This window comes from Tessaracoccus sp. O5.2, from assembly GCF_964266725.1.
Taxonomy (GTDB): Bacteria; Actinomycetota; Actinomycetes; order Propionibacteriales; family Propionibacteriaceae; genus Arachnia; species Arachnia lapidicapta.
In genome coordinates, this window is sequence record NZ_CAXWGV010000053.1 from 114,617 (window position 1) to 141,150 (window position 26,534).

Annotated in this window: 23 protein-coding genes and 2 pseudogenes; 8 read left to right on the forward strand and 17 right to left on the reverse strand. The window is 71.8% G+C overall.

Features of this window, described 5'->3' with window-relative positions; genetic code table 11:
* Positions 1-3: 3 nt before the first annotated feature.
* From ACFQPD_RS13150 to ACFQPD_RS13160, 3 genes are all read right to left on the reverse strand, one after another.
* Positions 4-894 (reverse strand): sugar ABC transporter permease, encoded by an 891-nt coding sequence (locus ACFQPD_RS13150; RefSeq protein WP_068752675.1) that lies wholly within the window; start codon positions 892-894, stop codon positions 4-6.
* A complete protein-coding gene (locus ACFQPD_RS13155; protein ID WP_385901204.1) occupies positions 894-2,468 on the reverse strand; it encodes an ABC transporter permease subunit in 1,575 nt (524 codons plus the stop codon). Before ACFQPD_RS13155 ends, ACFQPD_RS13150 begins: the two co-directional genes overlap by 1 nt.
* 79 nt (positions 2,469-2,547) lie before the next feature.
* Positions 2,548-3,807: an extracellular solute-binding protein gene (locus ACFQPD_RS13160; protein WP_385901206.1), complete on the reverse strand. Its 1,260-nt coding sequence runs from the start codon at positions 3,805-3,807 to the stop codon at positions 2,548-2,550.
* Between the two features lie 288 nt (positions 3,808-4,095).
* Between ACFQPD_RS13160 and ACFQPD_RS13165 the strand changes: the two genes are divergently transcribed.
* The 3 genes from ACFQPD_RS13165 (at position 4,096) to ACFQPD_RS13175 (ending at position 7,073) form a co-directional block, all read left to right on the forward strand.
* A complete protein-coding gene (locus ACFQPD_RS13165; RefSeq protein WP_385901207.1) occupies positions 4,096-5,088 on the forward strand; it encodes a LacI family DNA-binding transcriptional regulator in 993 nt (330 codons plus the stop codon).
* Positions 5,085-6,704 (forward strand): glycoside hydrolase family 13 protein, encoded by a 1,620-nt coding sequence (locus ACFQPD_RS13170; protein WP_385901208.1) that lies wholly within the window; start codon positions 5,085-5,087, stop codon positions 6,702-6,704. The genes ACFQPD_RS13165 and ACFQPD_RS13170 overlap by 4 nt, the downstream gene beginning before the upstream one ends.
* Before the next feature lie 114 nt (positions 6,705-6,818).
* Positions 6,819-7,073: an HPr family phosphocarrier protein gene (locus ACFQPD_RS13175; RefSeq protein WP_068752680.1), complete on the forward strand. Its 255-nt coding sequence runs from the start codon at positions 6,819-6,821 to the stop codon at positions 7,071-7,073.
* Here the strand turns inward: ACFQPD_RS13175 and ACFQPD_RS13180 are convergent.
* Positions 7,000-7,950, reverse strand: coding sequence for a M28 family peptidase (locus ACFQPD_RS13180; RefSeq protein WP_385901210.1), 951 nt, complete (start codon positions 7,948-7,950; stop codon positions 7,000-7,002). The two genes, ACFQPD_RS13175 and ACFQPD_RS13180, sit on opposite strands and share 74 nt — an antisense overlap.
* 117 nt (positions 7,951-8,067) lie before the next feature.
* On the opposite strand from ACFQPD_RS13180, the gene ACFQPD_RS13185 reads away from it, so the two are divergent.
* Both ACFQPD_RS13185 and ACFQPD_RS13190 read left to right on the forward strand, forming a co-directional pair.
* Positions 8,068-8,979: an NAD(P)H-dependent flavin oxidoreductase gene (locus ACFQPD_RS13185; RefSeq protein WP_385901211.1), complete on the forward strand. Its 912-nt coding sequence runs from the start codon at positions 8,068-8,070 to the stop codon at positions 8,977-8,979.
* Positions 8,976-9,848: an enoyl-CoA hydratase-related protein gene (locus ACFQPD_RS13190; protein WP_385901213.1), complete on the forward strand. Its 873-nt coding sequence runs from the start codon at positions 8,976-8,978 to the stop codon at positions 9,846-9,848. The genes ACFQPD_RS13185 and ACFQPD_RS13190 overlap by 4 nt, the downstream gene beginning before the upstream one ends.
* Positions 9,849-9,856: 8 nt before the next feature.
* Here ACFQPD_RS13190 and ACFQPD_RS13195 read toward each other — a convergent pair whose 3' ends face one another.
* Positions 9,857-11,332 carry an aspartate ammonia-lyase gene (locus ACFQPD_RS13195; protein WP_385901215.1) on the reverse strand — a complete coding sequence of 492 codons (1,476 nt, stop codon included), beginning with the start codon at positions 11,330-11,332 and terminating at the stop codon, positions 9,857-9,859.
* Between the two features lie 57 nt (positions 11,333-11,389).
* Here ACFQPD_RS13195 and ACFQPD_RS13200 point away from each other — a divergent pair, with 57 nt between their 5' ends.
* Entirely contained in the window at positions 11,390-11,824 is a 435-nt protein-coding gene (locus ACFQPD_RS13200) for an NUDIX domain-containing protein (RefSeq protein ID WP_068752684.1), read from the forward strand.
* On the opposite strand, the gene ACFQPD_RS13205 is transcribed toward ACFQPD_RS13200, so the two are convergent.
* From ACFQPD_RS13205 to pepN, 4 genes are read right to left on the reverse strand one after another with little or no spacing between them, the layout of a single operon-like run.
* On the reverse strand, positions 11,821-12,825 hold the full coding sequence (locus ACFQPD_RS13205; RefSeq protein ID WP_385901217.1) for a glycoside hydrolase family 76 protein: 1,005 nt from the start codon (positions 12,823-12,825) through the stop codon (positions 11,821-11,823). The genes ACFQPD_RS13200 and ACFQPD_RS13205 overlap by 4 nt on opposite strands.
* Positions 12,822-14,144 (reverse strand): dipeptidase, encoded by a 1,323-nt coding sequence (locus tag ACFQPD_RS13210; RefSeq protein WP_385901219.1) that lies wholly within the window; start codon positions 14,142-14,144, stop codon positions 12,822-12,824. The genes ACFQPD_RS13205 and ACFQPD_RS13210 overlap by 4 nt, the downstream gene beginning before the upstream one ends.
* A gap of 51 nt (positions 14,145-14,195) precedes the next feature.
* Positions 14,196-16,448: a phosphoribosylformylglycinamidine synthase subunit PurL gene (gene purL / locus ACFQPD_RS13215; RefSeq protein WP_385901220.1), complete on the reverse strand. Its 2,253-nt coding sequence runs from the start codon at positions 16,446-16,448 to the stop codon at positions 14,196-14,198.
* 4 nt (positions 16,449-16,452) lie between these two features.
* Positions 16,453-18,975, reverse strand: a complete 2,523-nt coding sequence (gene pepN / locus ACFQPD_RS13220) for an aminopeptidase N (RefSeq protein WP_385901221.1) — start codon at positions 18,973-18,975, stop codon at positions 16,453-16,455.
* Positions 18,976-19,588: 613 nt separating this feature from the next.
* On the opposite strand from pepN, the gene ACFQPD_RS13225 reads away from it, so the two are divergent.
* Entirely contained in the window at positions 19,589-19,885 is a 297-nt protein-coding gene (locus tag ACFQPD_RS13225) for a GIY-YIG nuclease family protein (protein ID WP_068752689.1), read from the forward strand.
* 256 nt (positions 19,886-20,141) lie between these two features.
* Here ACFQPD_RS13225 and purQ read toward each other — a convergent pair whose 3' ends face one another.
* The 4 genes from purQ to ACFQPD_RS13245 form a co-directional block, all read right to left on the reverse strand.
* Entirely contained in the window at positions 20,142-20,816 is a 675-nt protein-coding gene (gene purQ / locus ACFQPD_RS13230) for a phosphoribosylformylglycinamidine synthase subunit PurQ (RefSeq protein WP_385901222.1), read from the reverse strand.
* Positions 20,816-21,055, reverse strand: a complete 240-nt coding sequence (purS, locus tag ACFQPD_RS13235) for a phosphoribosylformylglycinamidine synthase subunit PurS (RefSeq protein ID WP_068752691.1) — start codon at positions 21,053-21,055, stop codon at positions 20,816-20,818. The genes purQ and purS overlap by 1 nt, the downstream gene beginning before the upstream one ends.
* 61 nt (positions 21,056-21,116) lie before the next feature.
* The gene (locus tag ACFQPD_RS13240) at positions 21,117-21,482 is read right to left on the reverse strand and encodes a GntR family transcriptional regulator (protein ID WP_385901223.1); all 366 of its coding nucleotides are present in this window, start codon (positions 21,480-21,482) and stop codon (positions 21,117-21,119) included.
* Positions 21,479-22,111, reverse strand: a complete 633-nt coding sequence (locus tag ACFQPD_RS13245; RefSeq protein WP_385901225.1) for a hypothetical protein — start codon at positions 22,109-22,111, stop codon at positions 21,479-21,481. Before ACFQPD_RS13245 ends, ACFQPD_RS13240 begins: the two co-directional genes overlap by 4 nt.
* A 146-nt stretch (positions 22,112-22,257) precedes the next feature.
* On the opposite strand from ACFQPD_RS13245, the pseudogene ACFQPD_RS13250 reads away from it, so the two are divergent.
* Positions 22,258-23,022: pseudogene (locus ACFQPD_RS13250) on the forward strand (pyridoxal phosphate-dependent aminotransferase); the annotation flags it as partial.
* Positions 23,023-23,156: 134 nt separating this feature from the next.
* On the opposite strand, the gene ACFQPD_RS13255 reads toward ACFQPD_RS13250, so the two are convergent.
* From ACFQPD_RS13255 to ACFQPD_RS13270, 4 genes and pseudogenes are all read right to left on the reverse strand, one after another.
* Complete coding sequence (locus ACFQPD_RS13255) at positions 23,157-23,774, reverse strand: DNA-3-methyladenine glycosylase (protein WP_385901227.1); 618 nt, start codon at positions 23,772-23,774, stop codon at positions 23,157-23,159.
* Entirely contained in the window at positions 23,774-24,622 is an 849-nt protein-coding gene (locus ACFQPD_RS13260) for an aminotransferase class IV (RefSeq protein ID WP_353081794.1), read from the reverse strand. The genes ACFQPD_RS13255 and ACFQPD_RS13260 overlap by 1 nt, the downstream gene beginning before the upstream one ends.
* 47 nt (positions 24,623-24,669) lie before the next feature.
* A pseudogene (locus ACFQPD_RS13265) lies at positions 24,670-25,515 on the reverse strand (phosphoribosylaminoimidazolesuccinocarboxamide synthase); the annotation flags it as partial.
* Between the two features lie 14 nt (positions 25,516-25,529).
* On the reverse strand, positions 25,530-26,225 hold the full coding sequence (locus ACFQPD_RS13270) for a sirohydrochlorin chelatase (RefSeq protein ID WP_068752698.1): 696 nt from the start codon (positions 26,223-26,225) through the stop codon (positions 25,530-25,532).
* Between the last annotated feature and the right edge of the window lie 309 nt (positions 26,226-26,534).

The window sequence follows — 26,534 nt, forward strand, 5'->3', positions numbered from 1 at the left end:
GCGTCAGCCCTTGACCCCGCCCGCCAGCAGCCCGCCGACGATGTACTTCTGCAGGTACATGAACAGCAGGATGATCGGCACCGCGGCCACGACGGCCCCGGCCGCGAACAGCGACCACGGCGCGTTGCGCTCGTCCGAGCCCCACACATACATGCCGACGGCCAGCGTGTAGTTCTCCGGGCGGGCCAGCACGATGCGGGCCAGGATGAACTCGCCGTAGGAGGCGACGAAGCTCAGCAGCCCCACGACCGCGAGGATCGGGGTGACTAGGCGCATGATGATGCCCCAGAAGATCTGCGCGTGCGTGGCGCCGTCGATCTTGGCGGCCTCGTCGATGTCGGCGGGGACCGTGTTGAAGAAGCCGTACATGAGGAAGGTGTTGGAGCCGAGCGCGCCGCCGAGGTAGATGGCGATGAGCTGCAGGTTCGACCCGATGCCGAGGCCCGGGAAGATCTCGCCCAGGGTCAGCGCCAGCAGGAAGATCGCGACGAAGGCGAGCATCTGCGGGAACATCTGGATGATCAACAGGGCAGTCAGGCCGCCGCGGCGGCCGGCGAACCGGAACCGGCTGAACGCGTAGGCCGCGGCCGCCCCCATCACGACGGTCCCCACCGCGGTGACGGTGCTGACGATGAACGAGTTCATCATCCACCGCGGGAAGTCGGTCTCCATGAGGTCTGCGAAGTTCACCCCGGAGACGGTCGTGAACAGGCGGGTGCTGCCGGTGAGGGTGCCACCCGGGTTGAGCGAGGCGGACAGCACGTAGAGAAGCGGGAAGACGCAGTAGACGATCATGAGGATCGCGAAGACGTGCTTCCAGCCGACCTGGCTCCACCACTTGGCGCCGCGCAGGCGGGTGTCGTTGTCGCCGTTGGCGAGGATCTTCCTGGCCATCACATGATCTCCTCGAGCTTGCGGGTCTGACGGAAGCCCAGCCACGAGATGACGCCCACCACGACGAAGATGATGATGCTCATGGCGCTCGCCAGGCCGTACTGACGGGTCCCCGACTCGAAGGCCATGGCGTAGACCATCGAGATGAGGATGTCGGTCTCACCGATCGGCAGCGGAGCACCGGGGTAGTTGGGGCCGCCACCGGTGAGCATGTAGATGAGTGAGAAGTTGTTGAAGTTGAACGCGAAGCTGGCGATGAGCAGCGGTGCGACGCTCACCAGCAGCAGCGGCAGCGTGATCGACCAGAAGCGGCGCCACGGTCCGGCGCCGTCCATGACGGCCGCCTCCGTCAACTCCCCCGGGATGGCCTGGAGGGCGCCCGTGGCGACCAGGAACATGTACGGGAAACCGAGCCAGAGGTTGACGCCGATGATGCTGAGCTTGGCGAGGATGCCGGAGGAGAACCACGGGATGCTGGCTCCGCCGAGCAGGACCTCGTTGATGAAGCCGAACTCCTGGTTGAGCAGCCCGCGCCACACGAGTGCCGCGAGGAAGCCCGGGAAGGCATACGGGAGGATGAACAGCGCACGGTAGATCGTGCGGCCCTTGACGCGCGGGTCGTTGAACACCACGGCCAGGACGAGGCCGAGCGCGAAGGTGGTGAGCACCGAGAGGATCGAGAACGCGAACGTCCAGCCGAGGATCGACAGGAACGGGCCCGCCAGCCGCGAATCGGTGAACATGCGCGTGAAGTTGTCGAATCCCACCAGGACCCGCCAGCCGGGGGTGAGCGCCTCGCCGGAGTCGGAGACGAACAGCCCCTGGGCAGGATCGGCGGTGTAGACCGTGCCCTCGGCGTCGGTGAAGGTGTCGCTGGCCTCGTCGTACTGCAGCAGCGACTTGGCGACGTAGGCCATGGCGGCGTTGTCGGTGCGTAGCCAGCCGTCGTCGGGGTCGTCGGTCATGCTGACGCGCAGCCCCAGGACCTCGTCCTGCCGCTGCTGGATCTCCGCCAGCTGCAGCACGGTCGCGCCCGGAACCTCGGTGACCCGGCCGTCCTCGGCCACGGCGTCGCCGACCTCGCTCAAGGGCTCCTCCGCGTCGCCGACCAGGACGCGGTCGTCGTCGACGATGGCGAAGGCCATCTCGCCGTCGCGGTCCAGCACCGTCACCGGATAGGTGGGGGTGCCGTCGACGCGGCGGTCCGAGGTCTTCATGATCTGGGTGATCGCCGACGGCTTCGAGTCGTTGTGGCCGTCGCCGTAGTTGGTGAACGCCACGTAGGCCGTGTTGACCATGACGTAGATCTGGAAGACGGCCAGGAACAGCAGGCCGGGGTACAGGTACTTGCCGGGGATCGCGCGCTTCGAGAAGTAGACGTAGTCCGCGATGATGAGGGCGAGGACGAGGAAGGCGAGGACGCCCCACTCCCGCTGGCCGTAGGCGGCGAGGATGCCGTAGAGGCCAAGCGCGTTGACCAGCATCATGAGGACGAGCTTGATGTAGAAGCCCGGGCGCGAGATGTCGCGCGCGTGGGAGAGCCGCCGTGGCGGCTGGGTCGGGGTGCTGCTCAAGGTGGTGGCCTTCGCGTCGTTGCGTCTGTGGAGTCCGGGGGCTGCGCGGCCGTGGCCACGCAGCCCCCGGAGAGGTCGATCAGGCCTGGAAGGCCGCTTCGAGGTTGGTCACCAGCGTCTGCCACGCCGCGACGGGCTCGGCCTTGCCGGTGAGGATGCTGACCTCGGCGCCGCCCCAGTACTGCCACACGGCACCCATCTCGGGGATGGCGGGCATCGGCTGGCCCTCGGCACCGGCCTCACCGAAGCCGGCGAGGATCTCGTCGGAGACCGCGTCGGCGGACTCGTTCAGGGCAGGCATGCGGCCGCCCATCTCGAACAGCGTGTCCTGGGTCTCCTTGGTGCCCATGAAGTCGAGGAACTGCTGCGCGAGCAGCTGGTTCTCGGACTTCGACGACAGGAACACGGCCTGGACGCCCACGAACGGGGCGGCGGGCTGGCCGCCGGCCGACGGGACCGGGAGGACGGAGATGTCGAGGCCGGCGTCCACGAACTCGCCGGTCCACCAGGGGCCGGTGATGATGTACGGGGACTTGCCGTCGAGGAAGGCCTGCTTGGCCTGGTCGCCGCCGATGGAGGCCGAGAGCACGCCCTCGTCGGCCAGCTTCTTCAGGTACTGCGCGAACGCCTCACCCTCGGGTCCGGCCATGCCGAGCTCCGCGGTGTAGTCGCCGTTGGCGTCGGACTTGAACACCGGGGCGCCGAACGAGGTCTGCAGCGGGTACAGGTGGTACGGGTCGCCGTTCTCGCCCTGCTGAATCACGATCGGGAACTCGGCGCCCGAGACGCCCTTGCCCTGGGCGATCAGCTCGTCGAAGGTGGCGGGGGTGTCCTGGACGAGCGCGTTGTTGCGCACGAGGCCGATGTTCTCGACGGCGTAGGGCACGCCGTAGACCTGGCCCTGGAGGCTGACGGCGCGCAGGGCGACGTCGCCGAACGCGTCGGCCTTGTCGCCGAGCTCGACGGGCGACACGACGCCGTTCTTGACGAGGTCACCGGTCGCGTCGTGCGCGGTCACGATGAGGTCGGGGCCCTCACCGGTCGGGACCTGCGCGATGAAGTCGTTCTTGATGTCGGCCGACGGCTTCTGGACGACGTCCAGGGCGACGCCGGTCTCGGCGGAGAAGGTCTCGCCCAGCGTCTTGAACGCGTCGATGCGGGTCTCGTCGGCCCACACGGTCAGGCTGCCGGCGGCAGCGGGGGCCGACGACGTGGTGGCGGCAGCGCTGGTGGTGGCGTCGCCGGTGGCAGAGGGGGTGCTGGTCGACGACCCGCCGCCGCAGGCGGCGAGCGTCAGGGAGAGCCCGACCGCGGCTGCGGCGAGGAAGCTCTTGCGCATGTGTGTAACTCCTTCGTCATCCGGGCCGCTCCACTGCAGCCCGTTCTGATGTGAATCGTAACGATTTTTGCAACGCTTGCAAGTCTGCTTGCATAACACTTCGATAACAACTGGCCGAGTCCCTGGCCCCGCTTGGTGAGACCGCGATGCAATCCGAGCCTCACGGCGCCGAATGTGAACGATCTCATTCTGCAACGCTTTCTGCAAGACCGTTGCAAAGTTTGCCGAACACCTGCAAACTATCCTCGACACGTTGCAGCAGACGGTGCTCTCAAGGAAGAGGAGACCATGATTCCCACCCGCGCGAGGCTGGCCGACCTGGCCGCCGCCGCCGGCGTCTCGACGGCGACTGTCTCCAGAGTCCTCAACGGCAAGCCCGGCGTCGCCGACGCCACACGCGCGTCCGTCCTGGCGACGCTCGAGACGCTCGGCTATGGCACGGAACCCGAGCCCGCGGAGGGCGCCGGCCTCATCGCCGTCATGGTCCCGGAGCTGGCCAACCCGTCCTTCGCCTCGTTCGCCAACGAGCTCGCGCTGGTCCTGACGGCGGCCGGGCGGCACATGATCCTCTGCACCGCCGGTCCCGGCGGCACCAGCGAGGAGCAGTATCTCGACGCCCTGCTCGGCGTCGAGATCGCCGGGATCATCTCCGTCTCCGGCACCCCAGCTGACACCGAGGCCTCCCCCGAGCATTACCAGCGGTTGATCGATGCCGGCGTCCCCGCCGTGTTCATCAACGGGTACAACCCGTCCGTGGACGGCGCCTTCTTCTCCTGCTCCGACGCCGAGGCCGTCTCGATGTCCGTCGCCCACCTGCGCTCCTACGGGCACGAGCGGATCGGGCTGGCGGTGGGCCAGATGCGCTATCTGCCCAGCCGCCGCAAGCACGCCGCGTTCCTCGGCCTCGGCTTCGACGAGCGCTCGGTGGTGTCGACGCTGTTCACCGTCGAGGGCGGTCAGGCTGCTGCGGCACGCCTCCTGGACGCCGGTCACACCGCGCTCGTCTGCGGCTCCGACGTCATGGCGCTGGGCGCCATCCGGGAGGCCCGCTCCCGTGGCCTCGACGTGCCCGGCGACGTGTCGGTGGTCGGCTACGACGACTCCGCCCTCATGGCTTTCACCAACCCGGCGTTGACGACGGTCCGGCAGCCGGTCGCCGTGATGACGCAGGCGGCCGTCGGCTCCCTCCTCACCGCGATCCGCGGTCTTCCGCCCGACCCGACCGAGATGCTGTTCCACCCCGATCTGATCATCCGACACTCGACAGGACCCTGTGCATGACCGCTGAATGGTGGCGAGACGCCGTCATCTACCAGATCTACCCCCGTTCGTTCGCCGACTCGACCGGCGACGGCTACGGCGACATACCCGGCATCATCTCCCGGATCGACTACCTGGCCGCGCTGGGTGTCGACGCGATCTGGCTGTCCCCCTTCTACCGCTCCCCCATGGCGGACGCCGGCTACGACGTCGCCGACTACGAGGAGATCGATCCGCTCTTCGGGAACCTGACTGACGCCGACCGGCTCATCGAGGCCGCGCACGCGGCCGGGCTGCGGGTCGTGGTGGATCTCGTGCCCAACCACACCTCCGACGAGCACCGCTGGTTCCGGGAGGCGGTGGCGGCCGGCCCCGGCTCGCCGGAGCGGGAGATGTACCTGTTCCGCGACGGGCGGGGCACGCACGGCGAGTTGCCTCCGAACAACTGGAAATCGGTCTTCGGCGGGCCGGGTTGGACCCGCCTGACGGCGCCCGACGGCACGCCCGAGCAGTGGTACCTCCACCTGTTCGACGTCAAGCAGCCGGACCTCGACTGGTCGACCGAGCGCGTGCGCGCGGCGTTCGACGGGGTCCTGCGGTTCTGGCTGGACCGAGGCGTCGACGGCTTCCGGGTCGACGTCGCCCACGGCCTCGTCAAGGCCGAGGGCCTGCCGGACGATGGCGATGAGCAGTCCCTGCTCGACGGCCAGTCCGGGCCCATGTGGGACCAGGACGGCGTGCACGACGTCTACCGTCGCTGGCGGCGCGTCCTCGACTCCTACGACGGCGACCGCTCGCTCGTGGCCGAGGCCTGGGTGGCCGACCCCGCGCGCCTCGCGCTCTACCTGCGTCCGGACGAGATGCACACCGCCTTCAACTTCCAGTTCCTCGACTCCCCGTGGGACGCCGCGTCGTACCGCGAGGTGATCACCGCGACGATGGCCGCCGACGAGGCGGTCGGGGCCCCGACGACCTGGGTGCTGAGCAACCACGACGTGCTGCGGCACGTCAGCCGCCTCGGCCTCCGGGAGCCGGGCTCCAGCCACGAGGGCCTCGGCGCCGCCGACGAGCAGCCGGACAACGTCGTGGGCCTGCGCCGTGCCCGCGCGGCGACGCTCATGATGCTGGCGCTGCCGGGATCGGCCTACCTGTACCAGGGTGAGGAACTGGGGCTGCCGGACCACACGACGCTCCCCGACGAAGTCCGCCAGGATCCCGCCTGGTTCCGCTCCGACTTCACCAAGCCCGGACGCGACGGCTGCCGCGTCCCGATGCCGTGGACGGCCGACGCCCCCGGGCTCGGATTCTCCCCGACCGGACGCACCTGGCTGCCTCAGCCGGACTCGTACCGTGACGCGGCCGCCGACCGGCAGGTGGACGTCGCCGGGTCCACCTGGTCGATGTACCGCGACGCGCTGGCGCTGCGCCGCAGCCTCGGCCTCGGCCGCGGCGAGGTGGAGTGGATCGACGCGGGCGCCTCGGTCGTCGCCTTCGACAACGGGCCGGTCCGAGTCCTCACCAACGTTCTGGGTGCCCCCGTCGACCTGCCGGAGGGCTACCGCGTGCTGCTCAGCAGCCACGCGCTGCCGGGGCGCGTGCTGCCGACCGACGCGACGGTGTGGCTCACCGCCGGGTGACGCCCGCCCGCCGGGACCCCGACCCGCTGCTGGGAAGGGGTTCCGCCCCGGCTATGCTTGGCCGCGAGTCCGTGGGCGACGGTGCCGGGACCTGAGATACGCAAAGGAGTCACGTTGCCTAGCAGGACTGTGACCGTCGGATCGGTGGTGGGCCTCCACGCCCGCCCCGCGGCCCTCATCGCGGCGGCCGCCGGCGAATACGACGACGACATCACCATCTCGATGGACGGCGCGGAGGTCGACGCGGCCTCCTCGCTGCTGATCATGACGCTCGGCGCCGAGAAGGGCGCGCAGGTCACCGTCGAGTCGGACAACGCGGACGCCGTCGAGCGCATCGCCGCGATGATCGAGCAGGACCTCGACGCCTAGCGCGAGCTGAGGTCAGCGACGGCCGCCACGGTCGCGTCGGCGATGGCCCCCAGCCTCGCCCGCACCGTGGCCGTGTCGACGGCCGACAAGGTGTCGCAGGCGCGGTGGTAGCAGGGGTCCGGCGCGACGGCCGCGGACATGTCGAAGATCTCCCCCGACAGGCCGAGCGGAGCGCCGCCTGGTCGAGCGCCTGCACGTAGGCGGTCGAGCCGAGCACTCCCTGCTCCGTGCCGTCCCAGAACGCGAACCGGGCTCCCGGCGCGCCGCGCGCGGCCAGTTCCTCCGCCACCGCCAACGCCACCGACACCCCGGAGGCGTTGGCGTTGATGCCGGGGCTCTCGGCGACGGAGTCCAGATGCGCCCCGGCCCGCTCGGCCAGATGAGCCTTGTCCGCGAACGAGCAGCGGCCCCGCTGCACCAGGACGATGGAGCTGTCGGCCTGCGCGTAGTCGGACGCGGTGCAGCCGGTGGGGTCGGTGGTGGCCAGCAGCGGAGCGGTCAGCGAACCGGCCACCGGGGAGCCGACCATGGCGATGACCTCACCCGGATCGGAAGGGGTGCCGTTGAGCACCGTGACGTCCGCCGCGCCGGCTGAGGGATGCTCGGCGTCGAGCGTCACCCGGACGGTCTCGTAACCGGCGTCCCGCAACACCGACTCGACGTAGTCGAGCGCCGCGGCATGCCCCGCGGATCCGCTGGCCCGCGTCCCGCCGTTGAGGTCCGCGATCGCCTGGAACTGGCCGAGGTGCGCGAAGACGCGGTCCCCCATCCCCACTGCGGGTCCCGACTCGGCGGCCGCCGCCATCTCCGCGAACTCCACCGGCTCGTCGGACCCGCCGCCCTGGGCCGGCGCGCAGGCCGTGACGACGGCGACCATCGCCAGAGTCGCATCAGTGCGCGCACCCGACAGATTGTGCCGCAGAACCGGCCGGAGCGCGAGACTGGACAGCGGGCTCTGCCAGACTGGGCTCGAGCCGAGGTCGAGGAGGCGTCGATGGTATTGCCGGCCGGATGGTCAGAGCGGCTGCGGGTGCCGGTGGTCGCCGCGCCCATGTTCCTGGTGTCAGGGCCGGACCTCGTCGTCGCCTGCTGCCGCGCCGGCGTCGTGGGCACGTTCCCCGCGCTCAACCGGCGCAGCAGCGCGGACCTGGACGAGTGGTTGGCCGCCGTCGAATCCGGGCTGGGCCCCACCGACGCCCCGTACGGCGTCAACCTCATCGTGCACGCGACGAACACACGGCTGGAGTCGGACCTGGCGGTCGTCGTCGAGCACGAGGTCCCGCTGGTCATCACGTCGCTGGGCGCCGTCCCCGAGGTGGTCGCGGCCGTCCACAGCTACGGGGGCGTCGTGTTCCACGACATCACCACCCTGCGCCACGCGCGCAAGGCCGCCGCGGCGGGGGTGGACGGCCTCGTCCTCGTGGCCGCGGGCGCGGGCGGGCACGCGGGCACCGTCAATCCATTCGCGCTCGTCGCCTCGGTGCGGCCGTGGTTCGACGGCACGGTCCTGCTCGCCGGCGCGATGAACAGCGGGGCCGACGTCGTGGCCGCCCGCGCGCTCGGCGCCGACCTCGCCTACCTCGGCACCCGATTCCTCGCCACCCGCGAGTCCCTGGCCCCCGACGCCTACCGGGCCATGGTCGTGGCCGCCGGGGCCGGGGACGTCGTGTACACCCCGGCCGTGAGCGGCATCCCGGCGAACTTCCTGGCCGCCAGCCTGGGGGCGGCGGGCATCGACCCCGCCGGGCCGCCGGCGGGGACCGAGGACGTCAAGGCCTGGCGCGACGTGTGGTCGGCCGGACACGGCGTCGCCGGCATCACCGACGTGCCCACGGTCGCCGAACTGGTCGACCGGCTCGACACCGAGTACCGCGCCACCCTCACCCGACTACAAGGAGAGCCATGAGCAGCGTGCTGCTGACCCGCGACGACGGCGTCGCGACCCTCACCCTCAACCGCCCGGATCGGCTCAACGCCTTCACCCTCGACATGGGGCGCGAGTTCGTGGACGCCCTGCGCGACGCCGACGCCGACGACGCGGTGCGCGCCATCATCGTCACCGGGTCCGGGCGGGCGTTCTGCGCCGGGATGGAGCTGTCGGACAGCGACAACGTCTTCGGCTTCGACCCGCGGATGGACCTCACCCCGGCGGAGCTCCGGGAGCGCTGGGCGGAGCCGGAGGTCACCGAGGGAGCCCGGGAACCGGGCGGCAAGCTCACCCTGGCGATCCTCGAATGCCGCAAACCCGTCATCGCGGCCATCAACGGGCCCGGTGTCGGCATCGGCTCGACGATGACGCTGCCGATGGACGCCCGGCTGGCCTCCACCGACGCCCGCATGGGGTTCGTGTTCGCGCGGCTGGGGATCACGCCGGAGGCCTGCTCGACGTGGTTCCTGCCGCGCATCGTCGGTCCCTCGCGGGCCCTGGACCTGCTCTACAGCGGCGACATCATCCCGGCCGAGCGGGCCCTCGAGATCGGCCTGGTCGACTCGGTCCACTCCCCCGCCGATCTGCTCGCCGCCGCCCGCGCTGTCGCGGACCGGATGACGCTCGGTCGCTCCGCGCACGCCGTCGCGCTCACGCGGCAGCTCGTCTGGCGGCACCTCGCCAGCGACGACGTGCTCGGGGCGCACCTGGCGGAGTCGCTGGCCTTGCGCCACGCCGCGCACGGGGACGGCCGCGAGGGCGCGCTCGCGTTCCTGGGCAAGCGCGAGGCGCGGTTCACGCAGCCGGCGCCCGAGTCGTTCGGGCACGTGTTCGCGTCGGACGGCTGAATCGGGGCTCAGGAGTCGTCGCGGAGGTCGGCCGCGTCGAGCTCGCGCTCCATCCGCAGGATGAGCTCGGGCGTCATGGGCGGCAGCGGACCGGTGTCCTGCAGCCCCGACAGCGCCACGGGCGAGAGGAGTTCGTCGAGGACCTCGGCGCTGATCCGGCCGTCCTTGAGCACGAGGTCCCGGACCGGGCGGCCGGTGCGCAGCGCCTCCTTCGCGATCCGCGTCGCCGTCGCGTAGCCCAGCACCGGCAGCAGCGCGGTGACCACGCCGACGGATTGGTTCACCTGCGCCCGCGTCCGGTCGACGTTGGCCGTGATCCCGTCGACGCAGTTGATGCGCAGCGTCCGCACGGCCCGTCGCAGCCAGGTCGAGTTCTGCAACAGGACGTGCGCCATGACGGGCTCGAAGGCGTTGAGCTGCAGCTGGCCCGCCTCGGACGCCATCGCGACCGTGACGTCGGCCCCGGCGATGACGAAGGCGACCTGGTTGACCGCCTCGGGGATGACCGGGTTCACCTTGCCGGGCATGATCGAGCTGCCGGCCTGAACCGGGGGCAGGACGATCTCGGCGAACCCCGCCTGCGGGCCCGAGCTGAGCAGCCGCAGATCGTTGCAGATCTTCGACAGCTTCATGGCCGCGCGCTTCATCACCGACGACGTCGACATGAACACGCCGGTGTCGCTGGTGGCCTCGATGAGGTCGCCCGCCTGCATGAGGTCGGGCAGACCCGTGATCTCGCGCAGATGGCGGATCACGGCGGGGCCGTACTCGGGCGACGCGGTGATGCCGGTGCCGATGGCGGTCGCGCCGAGGTTGAGCTCCATCAACAGCGGGCGCACGTCCTCGAGGCGGTCGATGTCCTCCCCCAGCGTGGTGGAGAAACCGCGGAACTCCTGGCCGAGCGTCATCGGCACCGCGTCCTGCAGCTGGGTGCGGCCGACCTTCAGCACCTCACGGAACTCGCGGCCCTTGGTCGCGAACGAGTGGCGCAGCAGCCGCATCTCGTCGGCCAGCTTCGTGAGGGCGGCGATGAGGCTGAGCTTCACCGCGCTGGGATACGTGTCGTTGGTGGACTGCGACCGGTTGACGTGGTCGTTGGGTGAGAGGAACGCGTAGTCGCCGAAGGGACGGCCGGCGAGCTCGAGCGCGCGGTTCGCGATCACCTCGTTGACGTTCATGTTGGTCGAGGTACCGGCGCCGCCCTGGATCACCCCGACGATGAACTGGTCGTGCAGGTGCCCGTCGATGATGTCCTGCGCGGCCCGGTCGATGAGCTCGGCGCGCTCGCCGTCGAGGGCGCCGATGTCGCGGTTGGCGCGGGCGGCGGCCTGCTTGACCTGCGCGTAGGCGACGATCAGGTCCGGGTAGACGCTGATCTCGCGGCGGCTGATCCGGAAGTTGTTCACGGCGCGGGCCGTGTTGATGCCCCAGTAGGCGTCGTCCGGGAGCTCCATCTCCCCCAGCGAGTCGCGCTCGATCCGCACTGGCCGCCCCTTCCCGTCGGTTCCTCCGCCACGCTACCGGCGCGGTTAGATGAGGGTATGGAATTCGAACTGATCGCCTGGGTCGCCCTGCGCGATCAGGCCGGCCGGGTGCTGCTGGCGCGCCGCGACGGGACGGGGCGGGGCGACGGTCTGTGGAATCTGCCCGGCGGTCACGTCGAGCCCGGCGAGACGATCGCGGTGGCGGCGGCGCGCGAGGCCTCCGAGGAGGTCGGCGCCCGCCTGGACCCGACGGCGCTGCGGCACGTGGGCGTGCAGCGCTTCGACGTGCCGTACGCGGACGGGCGGGTGCAAGGGTTCAACTTCTTCTTCGACACCGACGTCTGGCACGGCCGGCTCGCGCCCGGGGAGGCCACGTCGGAGCTCGGCTGGTTCGAGCCGCGCGACCTGCCGGCCGACGTCCTGCCCTGGCTGCCCGCGGCTATCGCCGCCCACTGGCTCGAGGGCCGGTTCTGGGTGGAGACCGTCGGCTAGGCGGACCGGCGGAGCACCGCCGCGGCTTCCAGCGCCAGCCATGCCTGCAGCTGTGCGGCGAGTTCGACGGTGTCCGCGACGGGTCCTGCCCCGGCGGGCGTGGTGTCCTGCGGGAAGACGGTGACCGGCCGGTGCCGCCAGCCGCGGACCTCGCGGCCCGACCACAGGGCCTCGGCGGTGGCGCCGACGAGGTCGGCGGCCGCGGCGCGGGCGTCGGCGGGGATTCGCGGATCGCGGGCCGCGAGCGCCAGGTAGCGGACGAGGATGCCGGTGAAGAGACCCCCGTCGCCGCCGCCGTGGGTGCGCAGGACCGCGGTGCCCGGGTGTGTGAGGCGGGTGCCGACGGCGCCCAGCAGGCGGGTTGCGTCGTCGACCCGGCCGAGCTCCAGCATCACCGCCAGCACGGGGCCCTGGTTGTAGGTGAACACGTGCGGCACGAGGGTGGGGCGGCCGTCGACGCGGCGGAGCCCGTCGCGCAGCAGCCCGGTGTCGGGGTCCGCGAGGTGGGCCAGCAGCCAGTCGAGGAGCCGGCCCGCCGCGACCCGGTCCCCCGTCCGGGCGAGGTAGAGGGCGATCGGCGCGGTGGCGGCGGTGTTCTTGAAGTCCCGGTCGGTGCTCCAGAAGGCCCCGCCGCCCCAGTCGTCGGTGATGGCGCCGAGTAGCGCCCGTTCGAGTCCGCGAGCAGGGCGGCCGGCGCGGTGCGCCGCGAGCGCCAACCATGCCATGTCGTCGTAGAACCCGTTGCGGAGGCGGCCCCAGTTCCGCACCCGGATGCCGCGCAGGTGCCGGCGGATGAGGCGCTCGCTGACGACGGGAGACCCGCGACCGTGGGCGTCGACCATGCAGTCGAGCAGGTGCGCCTGCCACCAGTAATGCCAGTCGCGGTGCACCCGGCCCGGACGGGAGGTGCGCGCCAGGTGCGTGCCGGGCAGGCCGAGCGCGCGGGCGCCGAACAGGGTCAACACCGAGCGGGCGGCCTCATCGGCACGCGGCGCGGTCACGCCAGGCGCTGGAGGAACAGGGCCTCGGCGAGCGCCGCCTTGGCGAAGTCGCCGAGGTCCAGCGACTCGTCGATCCCGTGCATGTGCGACGTCGGGTCCGTCACGGCCGTGACGAGCACCAGGGCGCCGGGGTTGCGGTCGGCGAACTCGGCGACGATGGGGATGGAGCCGCCGACGCCGATCTCCACAGGCGCGACGCCGAACGCCTCGGCGAACGCGTCGAGGGCGGCGCGGGCACGGTCGTCGTCGAGCGAGATGACGCTGCCCGCGCCGTTCTGGCCGGCCTCGACCTCCACCCGCGCGCCCCACGGGGCGTTGGCCAGCAGGTGGTCGCGGAGGGCGGCCTCGGCGGCGTCGGCGTCCTGGCCGGGCGCGAGCCGGAGGCTCACCTTCGCCCGCGCCGTGGGGATGAGCGTGTTGGACGCGTCCTGAACGGGGGTGGCGTCGATGGCCAGCACCGAGGCGGCGGGCCGGGTCCACATGCGGGCGGTGGCCGGTCCGTCGCCGATCCACTGCACGCCGTCCAGCAGGCCCGTCTCGTCGCGCAGTCGGTCCTCGTCGTAGTCGACGACGGGGTCGGGGTCGCTGGTGAGGCCGGCGACGGCGACGTTGCCGCGCTCGTCGTGGAGCGTGGCCAGCAGGCGGCACAGCGCGGTCAGCGCGTCCGGCACCACGCCGCCGAACTGGCCGGAGTGCAGCCCGGTCCGCAGCGTGGAGACGGTGACGGTCGCGTCGACCATGCCGCGCAGGGTCGTGGTGAAGGAGGGCTCGCCGACGTTCCAGTTCACGGCATCGGCGATGACGAACACGTCGGCGGCGAGGTCGGCGGCGTGCTGATCCAGCAGCCCGGACATGCTGGGCGAGCCGATCTCCTCCTCGCCCTCGATGAAGATCTTGACTCCGACGGGCGGCCGACCGTCGAAGGCACGCAGCGCGGCGAGGTGGACCCCGATGCCGCCCTTGTCGTCGGCGGAGCCGCGGGCGTACAGGCGCCCGTCGCGCTCCATCGCGGAGAACGGCGCCGAGGTCCAGGCAGCGTCGTCGCCCGTCGGCTGGACGTCGTAGTGCGCGTAGAGCAGGACCGTCGGTGCGCCGTCGGGGGCCGGGAAGTGTCCGTAGACGGCCGGCTTGCCGCCGGCGCCGAGGAGCCGCACGTCCGGGCAGCCGAGGTCGCGCAGGAGGTCCGCGACGCCGTCGGCGGCGGCCAGGACATGGTCGTGGTGGTCCGGGAGGGACGACACCGAGGGGATCGCGATGAGTCGCTTGAGGTCGGTGAGGACTGAGGGCAGGACATCGGTGACGCGGTCGGTGAGGCTCATGCTCCCCACCCTACCGAGACTCCCCGATGCCCCAGCCCGGGGCCCGAGCCGTCAGGCCATCGCGGCCGGGATCGGCGCCTTCCAGGCCGACAGCGCCTCCTCCAGGCCGAGGGTCAGCAGCCCCACGAACTCGAGCTCCGGCTCACCGGTCACCTCGCCCAGCCGCGTGACGGGGACGCCCTTCTCGGCGCAGAGCGCCTCGAACGCCTCGACGTCGGCGCCCGACAGCGACACAACGGCGCGGGCCGACGACTCTGAGAACAGGGCGACGGTGGGGTCACCCTCCGGGACGGTGACGGCGAAGCCCAGGCCGGCGCGGAACGCCGACTCCGCCAGCGCGACGGCCAGGCCGCCCTCGCTGACATCGTGCGCAGACGACAGCAGCCCGCGGCGCGACGCCTCCCCCATGACGGCCGCCAGCGCCTTCTCGGCGTCCAGCGACACGGCGGGCGGCATGCCGCCCAGGTGGTCGTGCAGCGCCGACGCCCAGATGGAGCCGGACAGCTCCTCGCGGGTCTCGCCCAGCAGGAGGATCGCGTCGCCGGGGTGCGCGAAGCCGGACCGCAGCCGCGTGGCCACGTCGTCGATCACGCCCAGCACGCCGACGGTGGGGGTCGGCAGGATCGGGGCGGTCGCCGTCTGGTTGTACAGCGACACGTTGCCGCCGGTCACGGGGACCCCCAGCTCACGACAGCCGTCGACGAGCCCGAGCACGGCCTCGGCGAACTGCCACATCACCTCGGGGTCCTCCGGGGAGCCGAAGTTCAGGCAGTCCGTGATCGCCACGGGCTCGGCGCCGGTGACGGCGACGTTGCGGTAGGACTCGGCCAGGGACAGCTGGGCGCCGAGGTACGGGTTGAGGTAGGAGAACCGCGAGTTGGCGTCGAGCGCCAGCGCGATGCCGAGGCCGGTCTCCTCGTCGATGCGCAGCATCCCCGAGTCCTCGGGCTGCGCGAGGACGGAGTTGCCGCGCACGTAGCGGTCGTACTGCTCCGTCACCCACGTCTTGTCGGCGATGTTGCCGTGGCCCAGGATCGTGAGGATCGCGGACTTGAGGGCCTCGGGCGAGTTGTCGCGCGGCAGGTCCTCGGCGCGGTCGGCGTTGACGGCGTCGAGCCACGCCGGCCGGTGGTACGGGCGCTCGTAGACGGGGCCCTCGTGGGCGACCGTCTTGGGGTCGACGTCGACGATGGTCTCGCCGTGCCACTGGATGATGAGCCGGTCGCCCTCGATGACCTCACCGACGACCGTGGCCTGGACGTCCCACTTGGCGCAGATCTCCATGAAGCGGTCGACGTTGGCGGGTTCGACCACCGCCATCATCCGCTCCTGCGACTCGCTCATGAGGATCTCCTCAGGGGCGAGGTTGGGGTCGCGGAGCGGCACGAGGTCCAGGTTGACGAACATGCCGCCGTCGCCCGCCGAGGCCAGCTCGGAGGTGGCGCAGGAGATGCCGGCGGCGCCGAAGTCCTGGATGCCGTTGATGATGCCCGCCTGGAACAGCTCCAGGGTGCACTCGATGAGGAGCTTCTCCATGAACGGGTCGCCGACCTGCACGCTCGGGCGCTTGGCGGGGCCGTCCTCGTCGAACGTTTCGGAGGCGAGGATCGAGGCGCCGCCGATGCCGTCGCCGCCCGTGGCCGCGCCGAACATGATGACCTGGTTGCCGACGCCGGTCGCCTTGGCGAAGTGCAGGTCCTCGTGGCGCAGCACGCCGACGCACAGGGCGTTGACCAGGGGGTTGCCGAGGTAGCTCTCGTGGAACTGGACCTCGCCGCCGATGTTGGGCAGGCCGAGGCAGTTGCCGTAGCCCCCGACGCCGGCGACGACGCCGGGCAGGACGCGGCGGGTGTCGGACTCGTCGAGGGGCCCGAAGCGCAGCGAGTCCATCACGCCGATCGGGCGGGCGCCCATGGCGAGGATGTCGCGGACGATGCCGCCGACGCCGGTCGCGGCGCCCTGGTACGGCTCGACGAACGACGGGTGGTTGTGCGACTCCGCCTTGAAGGTCACGGCGTAGCCCTGGCCGATGTCGACGACGCCGGCGTTGTCGCCGATGCCGGCCAGCAGCGGGCCGCGCGGGGTGTCCTGGCTGAGCTCGCCGAACTTGCGCAGGTGCACCTTCGACGACTTGTACGAGCAGTGCTCGGACCACATGACCGAGTACATCGCGAGTTCGGCGCTGGTGGGCCGGCGGCCCAGGATCTCGCGGATCCGCGCGTACTCGTCGTCCTTCACGCCCAGCGCCGCGTACGGCTGCTCGACATCCGGCGTCTGGGCTGCGTGCTCAACGGTGTCTGCCACGGGGTCAATCTACCGTCGCACGCTCCGCTGCGGGTAACTCGACGGCGTTCGCGGACCGCACCCGCGCCGCGACCTCCGCCTCGAAGACCTCCTCGCGGACCAGGCGGCGCAGCGTGGCCGGCGCGTCCGGGTGCTCGCTCAGCCACCGCCGTCCCGCCTCCGCGCCGTCGGCGGGGAACCCGCCGCGGACCAGCCGCATGGCGATCTCGATGGGGTGCTCCCGCCACACCGCCAGCAGCCCGGCGAAGTAGCGGTCCGTGAACGGGGCGCGCATCGCGTCCTGACCTGGGGCGCGGAAGCCGGCGAGGAGGGCGTCGACCGCCTCGTTGGTCTCGCCGCCGACGGTGTGCGCCCGCCGCCAGGCGTCCTCCTTGAGCGTCGGGTCGGGGCGGGACATGACCGCGCGCAGGTGCGCCATACGACCCGTCGCGGTGTCGTCGGCGGCCAGAGCCGCGGCCAGTTCGGCGTCGCTCGCCGCGCCCTGCGTCGCCAGCGACTGCCAGGCCAACCAGGTGAGGTCGACCGACACCTCCAGCCCCGGGATCCCGCCGTCCAGCACCCAGCGGACGTCCTCGGGGGCCAGGGCCGCGGCGCGCAGGGACGCCTTGGCCCACGACTGCTGCTCGGCCGAACCCGGTTCGGCGTCCAGGGCGGCCCGGCGGCAGCCCTCGCGCCAGAGCGCTGTCACGGGCGCGTCGTCGTTGTACCGGTCCAGGGCGGTGAAGGCGCGGTCCAGCAGCGTCGCCAGGACGCCGGACTGCGTCTCGCCGGCGCGGAGGACCGCCGCGACGAACGCGGCCGGGGCGATCAGCCCGGCGCGGACATCCGACCAGAGCGCGGTCCAGGCGACGGCCCTGGCCAGCGGCTCCAGGTCGGCGACGTGGTAGAGCAGGACCTCGCGGCTGCGGTCGTCCAGCTCGACGCGCGCGAAGGTCTGATCCTGGTCGTTGACGAGCACGACGTCCGGTGCGGGGAGCCCGGTCGGCACCTCCACCGCGGTCTCCTGGCCCGCGATGACGACGTCGAGCCGCCGTATCAGGGTCAGGCTGCCGTCCGTCAGTGCATAGAGGCCGACGGTGGTGGCGTGCGGGCGGTCGGCCGAGTCACCCGCCGGGGTGTAGCGGCGCACCCGCAGCCCCGCGAGGCGGCCGGCGGGCGCGTCGACGTGGGCGCTCAGCCGGTCGTGGCCCGACGTCTCCAGCCACGCCGCGATCCAGCCGCTGAGGTCCCGGTCGGTCTCGTGGTCCAGGGCGGCGATGAAGTCGGCGAGGCTGGCCGCGCCGAAGGCGTGCGTGCGGAAGTAGCGGCGGCACCCGGCGAGGAACGCGTCCAGGCCCACGTAGTGCACGAGCTGAGTCAGCGCGGCGGACCCCTTGGAGTAGGTGATCCGGTCGAAGTTGGTCTTCGCGGCCTCGAGGTCCGGGATGTCGGCGACGATCGGGTGCGTCGTCGGCATGGCGTCCGCGAGGTAGGCCCCCACTTTGCGCGACGTGGCGAAGTTGACCCAGCCGTCGGCGAAGCCGCACGCCTCGACGGAGACGTGGCTGCCCATGAACTCCGCGAAGCTCTCCTTGAGCCACAGGTCGCCCCACCAGCGGCAGGTCACCAGGTCGCCGAACCACATGTGGCTCATCTCGTGCACCAGCGTGTTGGCGCGGCCCTGCAGCTGCGCGGGTGTCGCGGGCGAGCGGAACAGGTAGTGCTCGGTGAACGTGACCAGCCCGGGGTTCTCCATGGCGCCCAGGTTGTACTCGGGCACGAAGATCTGGTCGTAGGTCGCTCCCCACGGGTACTCGCCGAAGTTGGCGGTCAGCCAGTCCAGGCCCGCCTTGGTGAGCCGGAAGAGTTCATCGGCGTCGAGGTAGCGGGCCAGGCTTTGGCGGCACATCAGGCCGAGTTCCATGTCGCGCCAGGTGTCGGTCACCCGGTGGTACGGCCCTGCCACCAGGCAGGTGATGTAGGTCGACAGCGTCCGGGTGGGCTCGAAGCCGACGCGCACGACGCCGTCGGCCACCTCCTCCCGCGACGCCGCGGGCTGGTTGGACCCGAGCCACCAGCCGTGAGGCCCCGTGAGCGAGAACGTGAACGGCGCCCGGATATCCGGCTGCTCCAGGTTCGGAAACACGCGGCGGGCGTCGGCCGGTTCGTACTGGGTGTAGAGGTACGTCTCGCCGTCAGCCGGGTCGACGAAGCGGTGCAGCCCCTCGCCGGTGCGCGAGTACCGGCCCCGGGCATGGACCGTGACGGTGCAGGGGCGGCCGGTGGGGAGGTCGCTCAGCGCGATCCGGGCGCCGTCGTGCTCCACGGGGTGTGTCGCGCCGTCGACCTCGACCGCGTCGACCTCGCCGATGAAGTCGAGCCAGGTCTCCGTCGCCAGCGAGGTGAGATCGATCGACGACGTGACCGGGAACATGTCGACCTCGGGGTTCGCCGCGTCACGGATGTCGACGTCGACGCGGTACGCGTGGACGGTGACGAGGCGGGCACGCTCGGAAGTTTCGGCGTGGCTGAGGTTGGCAGACGACATGGGCACCATCCTGGCACCTGTGGCAAGCGTTCCCCGTTCGCTGAGGTCGCGCCTGCCCGTTCGCTGAGGTCGCGCCCGCCTCGTTCGCTGAGGTCGCGCCCGGTGCGCAGCACCCGGGCGAGTCTCGAAGCCGACGCCGCAGGCGTCGATCCCTTGACCCCATCCCCTGATGGTGTGGGAAGCCGTGACCCGACGCTCGGGCGGCCCTTGTGGCCGGGTGCCCCGTTCAGCTGACCGAGGAGTTGGGGCCGGGTAGATCGAGGCCGCCCGACCCTCGGCTCCCGTCTCCCCACACTCGTTCCGGCGGTGGCGTGAGCAGGTCCGGGTGCGTGCCGGTGGGGCGGCCCTGGGTCGGGTAGCTCCAGGCGGGACGCCAGTTTGGTGACCCTCGGGTTGGGCATCACTGCGCATTGCCGCCCCACCGTCCCACCCCCTCGCGTACACCGCTCGCTGAGGTCGCGCCACCCCGTTCGCTGAGGTCGCGCCCGACGGTGCAGCCGTCCGGGCGAGTCTCGAAGCCGACGCCGCAGGCGTCGATCCCCCCAAGCCCCCCACTCTCCACAGGCGACACATTCCGCGGCACACCGCCAGCCCCGCCAACCATCATGCCGACATGGCTTGGACATACATGTTGGAATGCGGAGACGGCTCGTACTACGTCGGCTCGACCCGGGACCTGGATCAGCGCGCCTGGGAGCACGGCATCGGGAGGGGCAGCCGCTACACCGCGCTGAGGCAGCCCGTCCGACTGGTCTGGGCGCAGGAGTTCGACAACATCGGGGAGGCCTGGCAGATGGAGCGGAAGCTCAGCGGTTGGGGTCGGGCGAAGCGGCGTGCGTTGGTGGAGGGTCGGTTCGACGACCTGCCGGGTCTGTCGGCTCGGCGACGTCGCTCGACGGATGCCGGGTGAGGGTGATCGACGCCTGCGGCGTCGGCTTCGAGACTCGCCCGGGTGCTCCGCACCGGGCGCGACCTCAGCGAACGAGGTGGCGTCGGCTTCGAGACTCGCCCGGACGGCTCCGCCGTCGGGGCGCGACCTCAGCGAACGGGGTGGTAAGGAGATCGACGCCTGCGGCGTCGGCTTCGAGACTCGCCCGGACGGCTGCGCCGTCGGGCGCGACCTCAGCGAACAGGCAAGCGCGGCCTCGGTCGGCGGCTAGCGCCAGTCAGACGCGCGCGGACAGGAACTGCAGCACCGACTCGAAGAACGGGCGGCCGTCGAGCGTGGGGCTGGTCAACTCCTCGACGTTGTGCTCCGGGTGCGGCATCAGGCCGACGACGTTTCCGCGCTCGTTGGTGATCCCCGCGATGTCGTTGGCCGAACCGTTCGGGTTGTCCAGGTACCGGAAGACCACCTGGTCGTTGTCCTCGAGCTTGCGCAGCGTCTCAGGCGAGGCCTGGTAGTTGCCCTCGCCGTTCTTCAGGGCGATGGTGATCTCCTGGCCCTTCTCGAAGGCGCACGTCCACGTGGTGTCGATGGTCTCGACCCGCAGCCGCTCGTCGCGGCAGATGAAGTGCTGCCCGACGTTGCGGATCATCGCCCCCTCGAGCAGGTGCGCCTCGCACAGCAGCTGGAAGCCGTTGCAGATCCCGAGCACCGGCATGCCCGCGTTGGCGGCGTCGATGATGGTGTCCATGACCGGGCTGAACCGGGCGATCGCGCCGCAGCGCAGGTAGTCGCCGTACGAGAATCCGCCGGGCAGGATGATGGCGTCGACGCCCTGCACGGAGTCAGACCCGTGCCACAGCGGCACGGCCTCGGCGCCTGTCAGCCGGACGGCGCGCAACGCGTCATGGTCGTCGAGCGACCCCGGGAACGTGACGACGCCGATGCGGGCCATCAGTCGGCCACCACGTCGAAGGACTCAATGACGGTGTTGGCGAGCAGCTTCTCGGCCGCATCCCCGATCTCCGCCAGCACCTCGGGCGTAACCTCGCCGTCGACCTCGATCTCGAACCGCTTGCCCTGACGGACGGTGAGCCCGTCGAAGCCGAGCCGCTTGAGGGCGCCGGTGACGGCCTTCCCCTGCGGGTCGAGGATCTCGGGCTTCGGCATGACGTTGACGACGACGCGTGGCATGGCCCGGATTCTAGCCCACGGCGTCCTTGCGGACGTCCGCGCGCGACGACGCCGGACAGCGTCAGCCCCGCGACAGCGCCACGTCGACGGCGGCGCGGATCTCGGCGGGCCCGACGCCGAGGCGCCCCGCCTCCTCGACGAAGCTCGCTGCAAGCACCGCCAACCTCTGGTCCACGGCCCCTACCGTCCCGGTCACCACAGTGCCCTGGACCCGTCGGCTCGCCACGAGCCCGTCCGCCTCGAGTTCACGGTACGTCCGCATCACGGTCCCTGGAGCCAGGCCGAGGTCCTGGGCCAGCTGCCTGACCGTCGGCAGCCTCGTCCCCGAGGCCAGGGTGCCGGTGCGGATGAGCCCAGCGAGTTGTCGCCGCAGCTGCTCATACGGTGGCGTGGGATCGGCGGAGTCCACGCGAAGCGAGACGGTCACCGGGCACCGCCGTCGCGCGGCACGAGGAGGATCACGCCGGCGCCGATCAGACCCACGAGCGCGACGACGGCGCCGAGGAGGCTCACCACCCCGGCTGCCGTGACGAGGGGGACCGGCGCGAGCTGCACCAGGTCCATGCCCCCGACGAGCAGCACGGCGAACGCCGCGCCGCCGACGCCGACGCCGAGCCCGGCGACGATCCCCTCGGCGATGATCCGGCGCAGCGCGTCGTCGACCCGCACGAGTTCCGGATCGGCGCCGTTGCGCGGACGCCGCGCCGTCATGCCGAGCCCGATGCCCGTCGCCACCAGCAGCAGCACCAGCGCGATGCCCACCCACAGGGTGTAGAAGCTGCCCGGGTACGGGCTGCGCAGCGAGCCGAAGACACCCTCTGCCGCGCCGTCGCCCTGGGTCCACGAGGCCGCCACGGCACGCCCGGCACGGCCCATGTCGTCTGGCGAGGCTGCCAGCGTCGAGAAGAGGACCGCGGTGAGGAGCAGGGCCAGCAGGCAGGCCACGTCGAATGCGAGGGATCGGGCCCGCCGTCGCCCCAGCAGCAGTGCGGCGGCGAGCGCCATCACGACGGTCAGCGAGAGCAGTATCAGCGAGAAGAGTCCTGAGACGGCCATGGCGCCCTCCTTGTATCATGTAGGTGACACAAAGCTATCCCCCGGCTCACCCTTGTGTCAACACCTTGATACAACACGCGGGGAGGCCCCGGGCTACCCTGAGCGGCATGCCGTCGTCGCGCTCCGCCGTCCCCCCGTTCGAGGTCATGACCGTCCTCGACCGCGTGGCCACCCTGCGGGCGGCCGGCCGCGACGTCATCTCACTGTGCGCCGGGGAACCCGCGGGCGGGGCGCCGTCGGCCGTCAACGCCGAGGCAGCGCGGCTGCACGCGGAGGGCAGGCCCTTCGGCTACACGCCGGCGCTCGGGATCCGTCCGCTGCGCGAGGCTCTTTCCGGGCACTACCGCCGCTGGTACGGCGTGGAGCTCGACCCCGCCCGGGTGGCAGTCACCACCGGGTCGTCGGGTGGCTTCCTGCTCGCGTTCCTCGCGGCCTTCGAGCCGGGCGACCGGGTGGCGCTGGCCCGCCCCGGCTACCCCGCCTACCGCAACATCCTCACCTCGCTCGGCTGCGAGGTCGTCGACATCGACTGCGGCCCGGAGGTGCGGTTCCAGCCCACCGTCGAGCTGCTCGCCGCCGCGCACGCCGAGCACCCCCTGTCGGGTCTCGTGCTCGCCTCCCCCGCCAACCCCACCGGCACCATGGTCAGCCGCGACGAGCTGCGCGACCTCGTGGCCTGGTGCGACAGGCATGGGGTCCTGCTCGTCAGCGACGAGATCTACCACGGCGTCACCTACCCGGCAGGCGCGGATCGCGGAACCTCGGCGCTGGACGAGAGCGACGGTGCCGTCGTGGTGTCCTCGTTCAGCAAGTACTGGGGCATGACGGGCTGGCGGCTGGGCTGGCTCGTGCTGCCCGAGGATCTGGCGCCCGCCGTCGACGCGCTGGCCGGAAACCTGGCGCTCTGCCCGCCGGCGTCGCCGTCACCCCGGGGCGCGACTTCGACGCCCGCCTCGGCGACCGCACGGTGCGGATCAGTTTCGCGGCCGGGAGCGCTGCGATCGCCGAGGCCGTCGAGCGGATCGTCGCGTTCCAGCGCTGAGGGTCACCGGCTGACGGTGGGGTCGCCGTCGATCCAGAACCGCAGCGGGAAGTCGGCCGCCTTCCCGACGCCGATGCGCGGGCCGACCCCCACCATCGGCTCCTCTGCACTGCGCGGCCGCACCGTGATGCCGGTGGACCCGTCCAACGGGGCGCCGGCGTCGGCGAGCGTGATCCCCATCGCGACCGTGAGCCGCGCGGGCCCCGACGCGAGGTCGGTGTCGCGGCGGGTGACGCCCTTGGCCGCGCGCCGGGCCCTGGCGATCTCGACCCCTTCGACCACCTCCCCCGCGCGGACCAGGACCCCGGTGGGGGTGCCGTCGACGGCGACGACGACGTTGAAGCAGGTGTGCAGGCCCATGTGCCGGTACACGTAGGCGTGGCGGGGCGGGCCGAACATCGCGGCGTTGCGCGCCGAGGGCCCGCGGTACGCGTGCGAGGCCGGGTCGTACCCGCCGCCGTAGGCCTCCACCTCGGTGATCCGCAGCGACACCCGCTCCCCGTCCCGGTCCACGGTCAGCGTGCCGTCGAGCAGCGCGCGGGCTTCCGCCGCGACGGCCTCGAGCAGCACGACCGCGTCGTCCGGCAGGTCGGGGTAGCCGATCGCGGGATGGACCAGCATCACTCGGGGCGCGGGGTGAGCAGGTCGGTCAGCGCCTCCCCCAGCGGAGAGGCGGGCATGTCCGCGCCGTCGATGTGCGTGACGGGGGCGACGATGCGGCCGCTCGACAGCAGCCACACGCCGCGGGCGCGGGCGAGGTCGTCGCGGTGCAGCGGGACCACCCGAACGTCGAGCCCCGCAGCGGGCGCCTTGTCCAGCAGCTCCGCGATGGTGATGGAGCGGAGGATGCCGTCCAGCGGCGGGGTGACGAGCACCCCGTCCAGGTCCAGGACCACGCTGGAGGTGGGGCCCTCAAGCAGGGAGCCCGACGGCGTGACGAAGATGACGTCGTCGGCCCCGTTCGCCTTCGCGTAGCGCTTGGCCGCCATGTTGATGCCGTAGGACAGCGACTTCGCGCCCGGCAGCAGCCAGGGCAGCGGGGCGACGTCGGCGCCCTCGAACCCGCGGTCCAGGACCAGGACGCGCACGCCGTCGGTCCGCTCACGCTTGGTGGTGGCGTCGAGCGGGGCGGCCATCACCCACCCGTTCGGCTCATCGAGGCCCTCTGGTCCGCGCGTCATGATGAGCCGCAGCACCGCCTCGGGCTCGGCGTCCCAGTCCCACGCGCCGAGGATGGCGTCCACGGCGCGACGGTAGCCCGCGTCGTCGGGGTCGGGCAGTTGCAGGATGCGGGCCGAGGCGGCGAGCCGGTCGAGGTGCTCGTCGAGATGGTGCGCGCGGCCGAAGCTCGCGAGCAGCGCGTCGAAGACGCCGTCGCCCCGCACGACGCCCTGGTCGTCGGCGCGGACGATGGGGGTGGTGGGGTCGACGAGCGTGCCGTCGAGGAGGGCGAGCATGCGGATGGTCATGCCGTCGACACTAGCCCTCAGGCGGGAACCGCGGGCTGGAAGTCGCGGCCGGTGAGGCGGCGGAACGCCTCGAGGTAGCGCTCGCGCGTGGCCGCCACCACCTCGGCGGGCAGCGGCGGGGGCGGGGTGTCGGAGGCCTTGTCCCAGCCGGATTCGTGCGCGAGCCAGTCGCGGACGTACTGCTTGTCGAAGCTCGGCAGCGACTCCCCCGGCCGCCACGCGGCGGCGTCCCAGAAGCGGGAGGAGTCGGGGGTGAGCACCTCGTCCGCGAGCACTAGCGTCCCGTCGGCGCGGCGGCCGAACTCGAACTTGGTGTCGGCGAGGATGATGCCGCGCTCGGCGGCGATGGCCTCGGCGCGTCGGTAGATCGCCAGCGTGAGGTCGCGCAGCTCGGCCGCCAGCTGATCGCCGTGGAGGCGGGCGATGGTGGCGAAGTCGACGTTCTCGTCGTGCTCGCCGAGCGGGGCCTTGATGGCCGGCGTGAAGATGGGTTCGGGAAGCTTGTCGCCGTCGCGGAGTCCGCCCGGCAGCGGAACGCCGCACACGGTCCGCGACTGCTGGTACTCGGTCCACCCGGAGCCGGTGAGGTAGCCGCGGGCCACGCACTCGACCTCCACCATGTCGAGTGCCTCGACGAGCGTCGCGCGCCCGGCGAGCGCGGCCGGCACGTCGGTGGAGACCACGTGGTTGTCGACGAGGTCGGCCAGCTGATCGAACCACCAGAGGCTGAGCTGCGTGAGGATGGCTCCCTTGTCGGGGATCGGCGTCGCCAGCACGTGGTCGAACGCCGAGATGTTGTCGGTGGCCACCATGAGGATCCGCTCGATCCCGTCGTCGTCGACGGTGTACAGCTCGCGGACCTTGCCCGCGTGGCGGAGGGGGAGGTTGACCAGGGCGCCGAACTGACTCACGCGGAGAGCCTAGCGTCCTGCGCCGCGCGCGCGATGACGAGATCAGCCAGCGCTCCGGTCTGGGACAGGCCACCGGCCACCATCGGGATGTCGAGGGCGTCGCAGCGGGCCGCCATGCGGTCGTGGTCGCGGTCCTCCGACACGACGAACGAGACGCCGACCACCCGGTCCGCGAGGCCGCGGACGTGGGCCACGACGGCCTCCAGCGGCTCGGCGCCGTCGACGGCGGCCAGGGCCCATGGCCCCCAGCCGAGGCGGTGTGCGGTGGCGGGCTCCTCCACGCTCGCGAGGTCGCGCCCCCCTGCCGGGCCCACGAGCACGACGGCCGTGGCCGGGTCCGGCACGATGCCCGCCGCGGCCAGGAGTTCCTCGCAGGCGTCGAACAGGCGGGGATCAGGCCCCAGCGTGGGCCTCAGCTGGACGTCCGCACCCGCCGCGGCCAGTTCCCGGGCGGCGCCGGGCAGCGCGCTCGCGTGGCGGTCCCGGGGGTCCAGCAGGAGCGGGATGGCGACGGCCGCACGCCCCAGTTCCGCGGACAGCTCCGACGGGGTGGGCCCGTGATGCCCGAGGTAACACGCCCCCACGCCCCGCCCGGAACGGACCCGGTCGCGGACGGCGTCGACGAGCCGCTCCACGCCGTCGCTGTGGCGCGGGTCGGGCGAGCCGGGGGCGATCAGGACGATGTCAGGCATTGGGCCAACCTAGACGGTATGGGTGACCCCGATCGGGGGTGAGGCTCTGGCAGGCCGGGGCCTCGCCGCGCAACGATTCGTGGGTTGCCGGACAGGGGCGTCCTGTCTGGCCTTTCCGACATACGTGGGGAGGCCCCGGTTGTTTACCGAGCGTACGAGTGTTGGCCTGGACGTGCATGCCCGCAGCGTCGTGGCGCATGCCATGGACGTCCAGACCGGCGAGATCTTCAAAGCAAGACTCTGCCCCGACCCCGCCGAAGTGACGGCATGGATCAAGGCCCTGCCCGGACCAGCGGCGGCGATCTATGA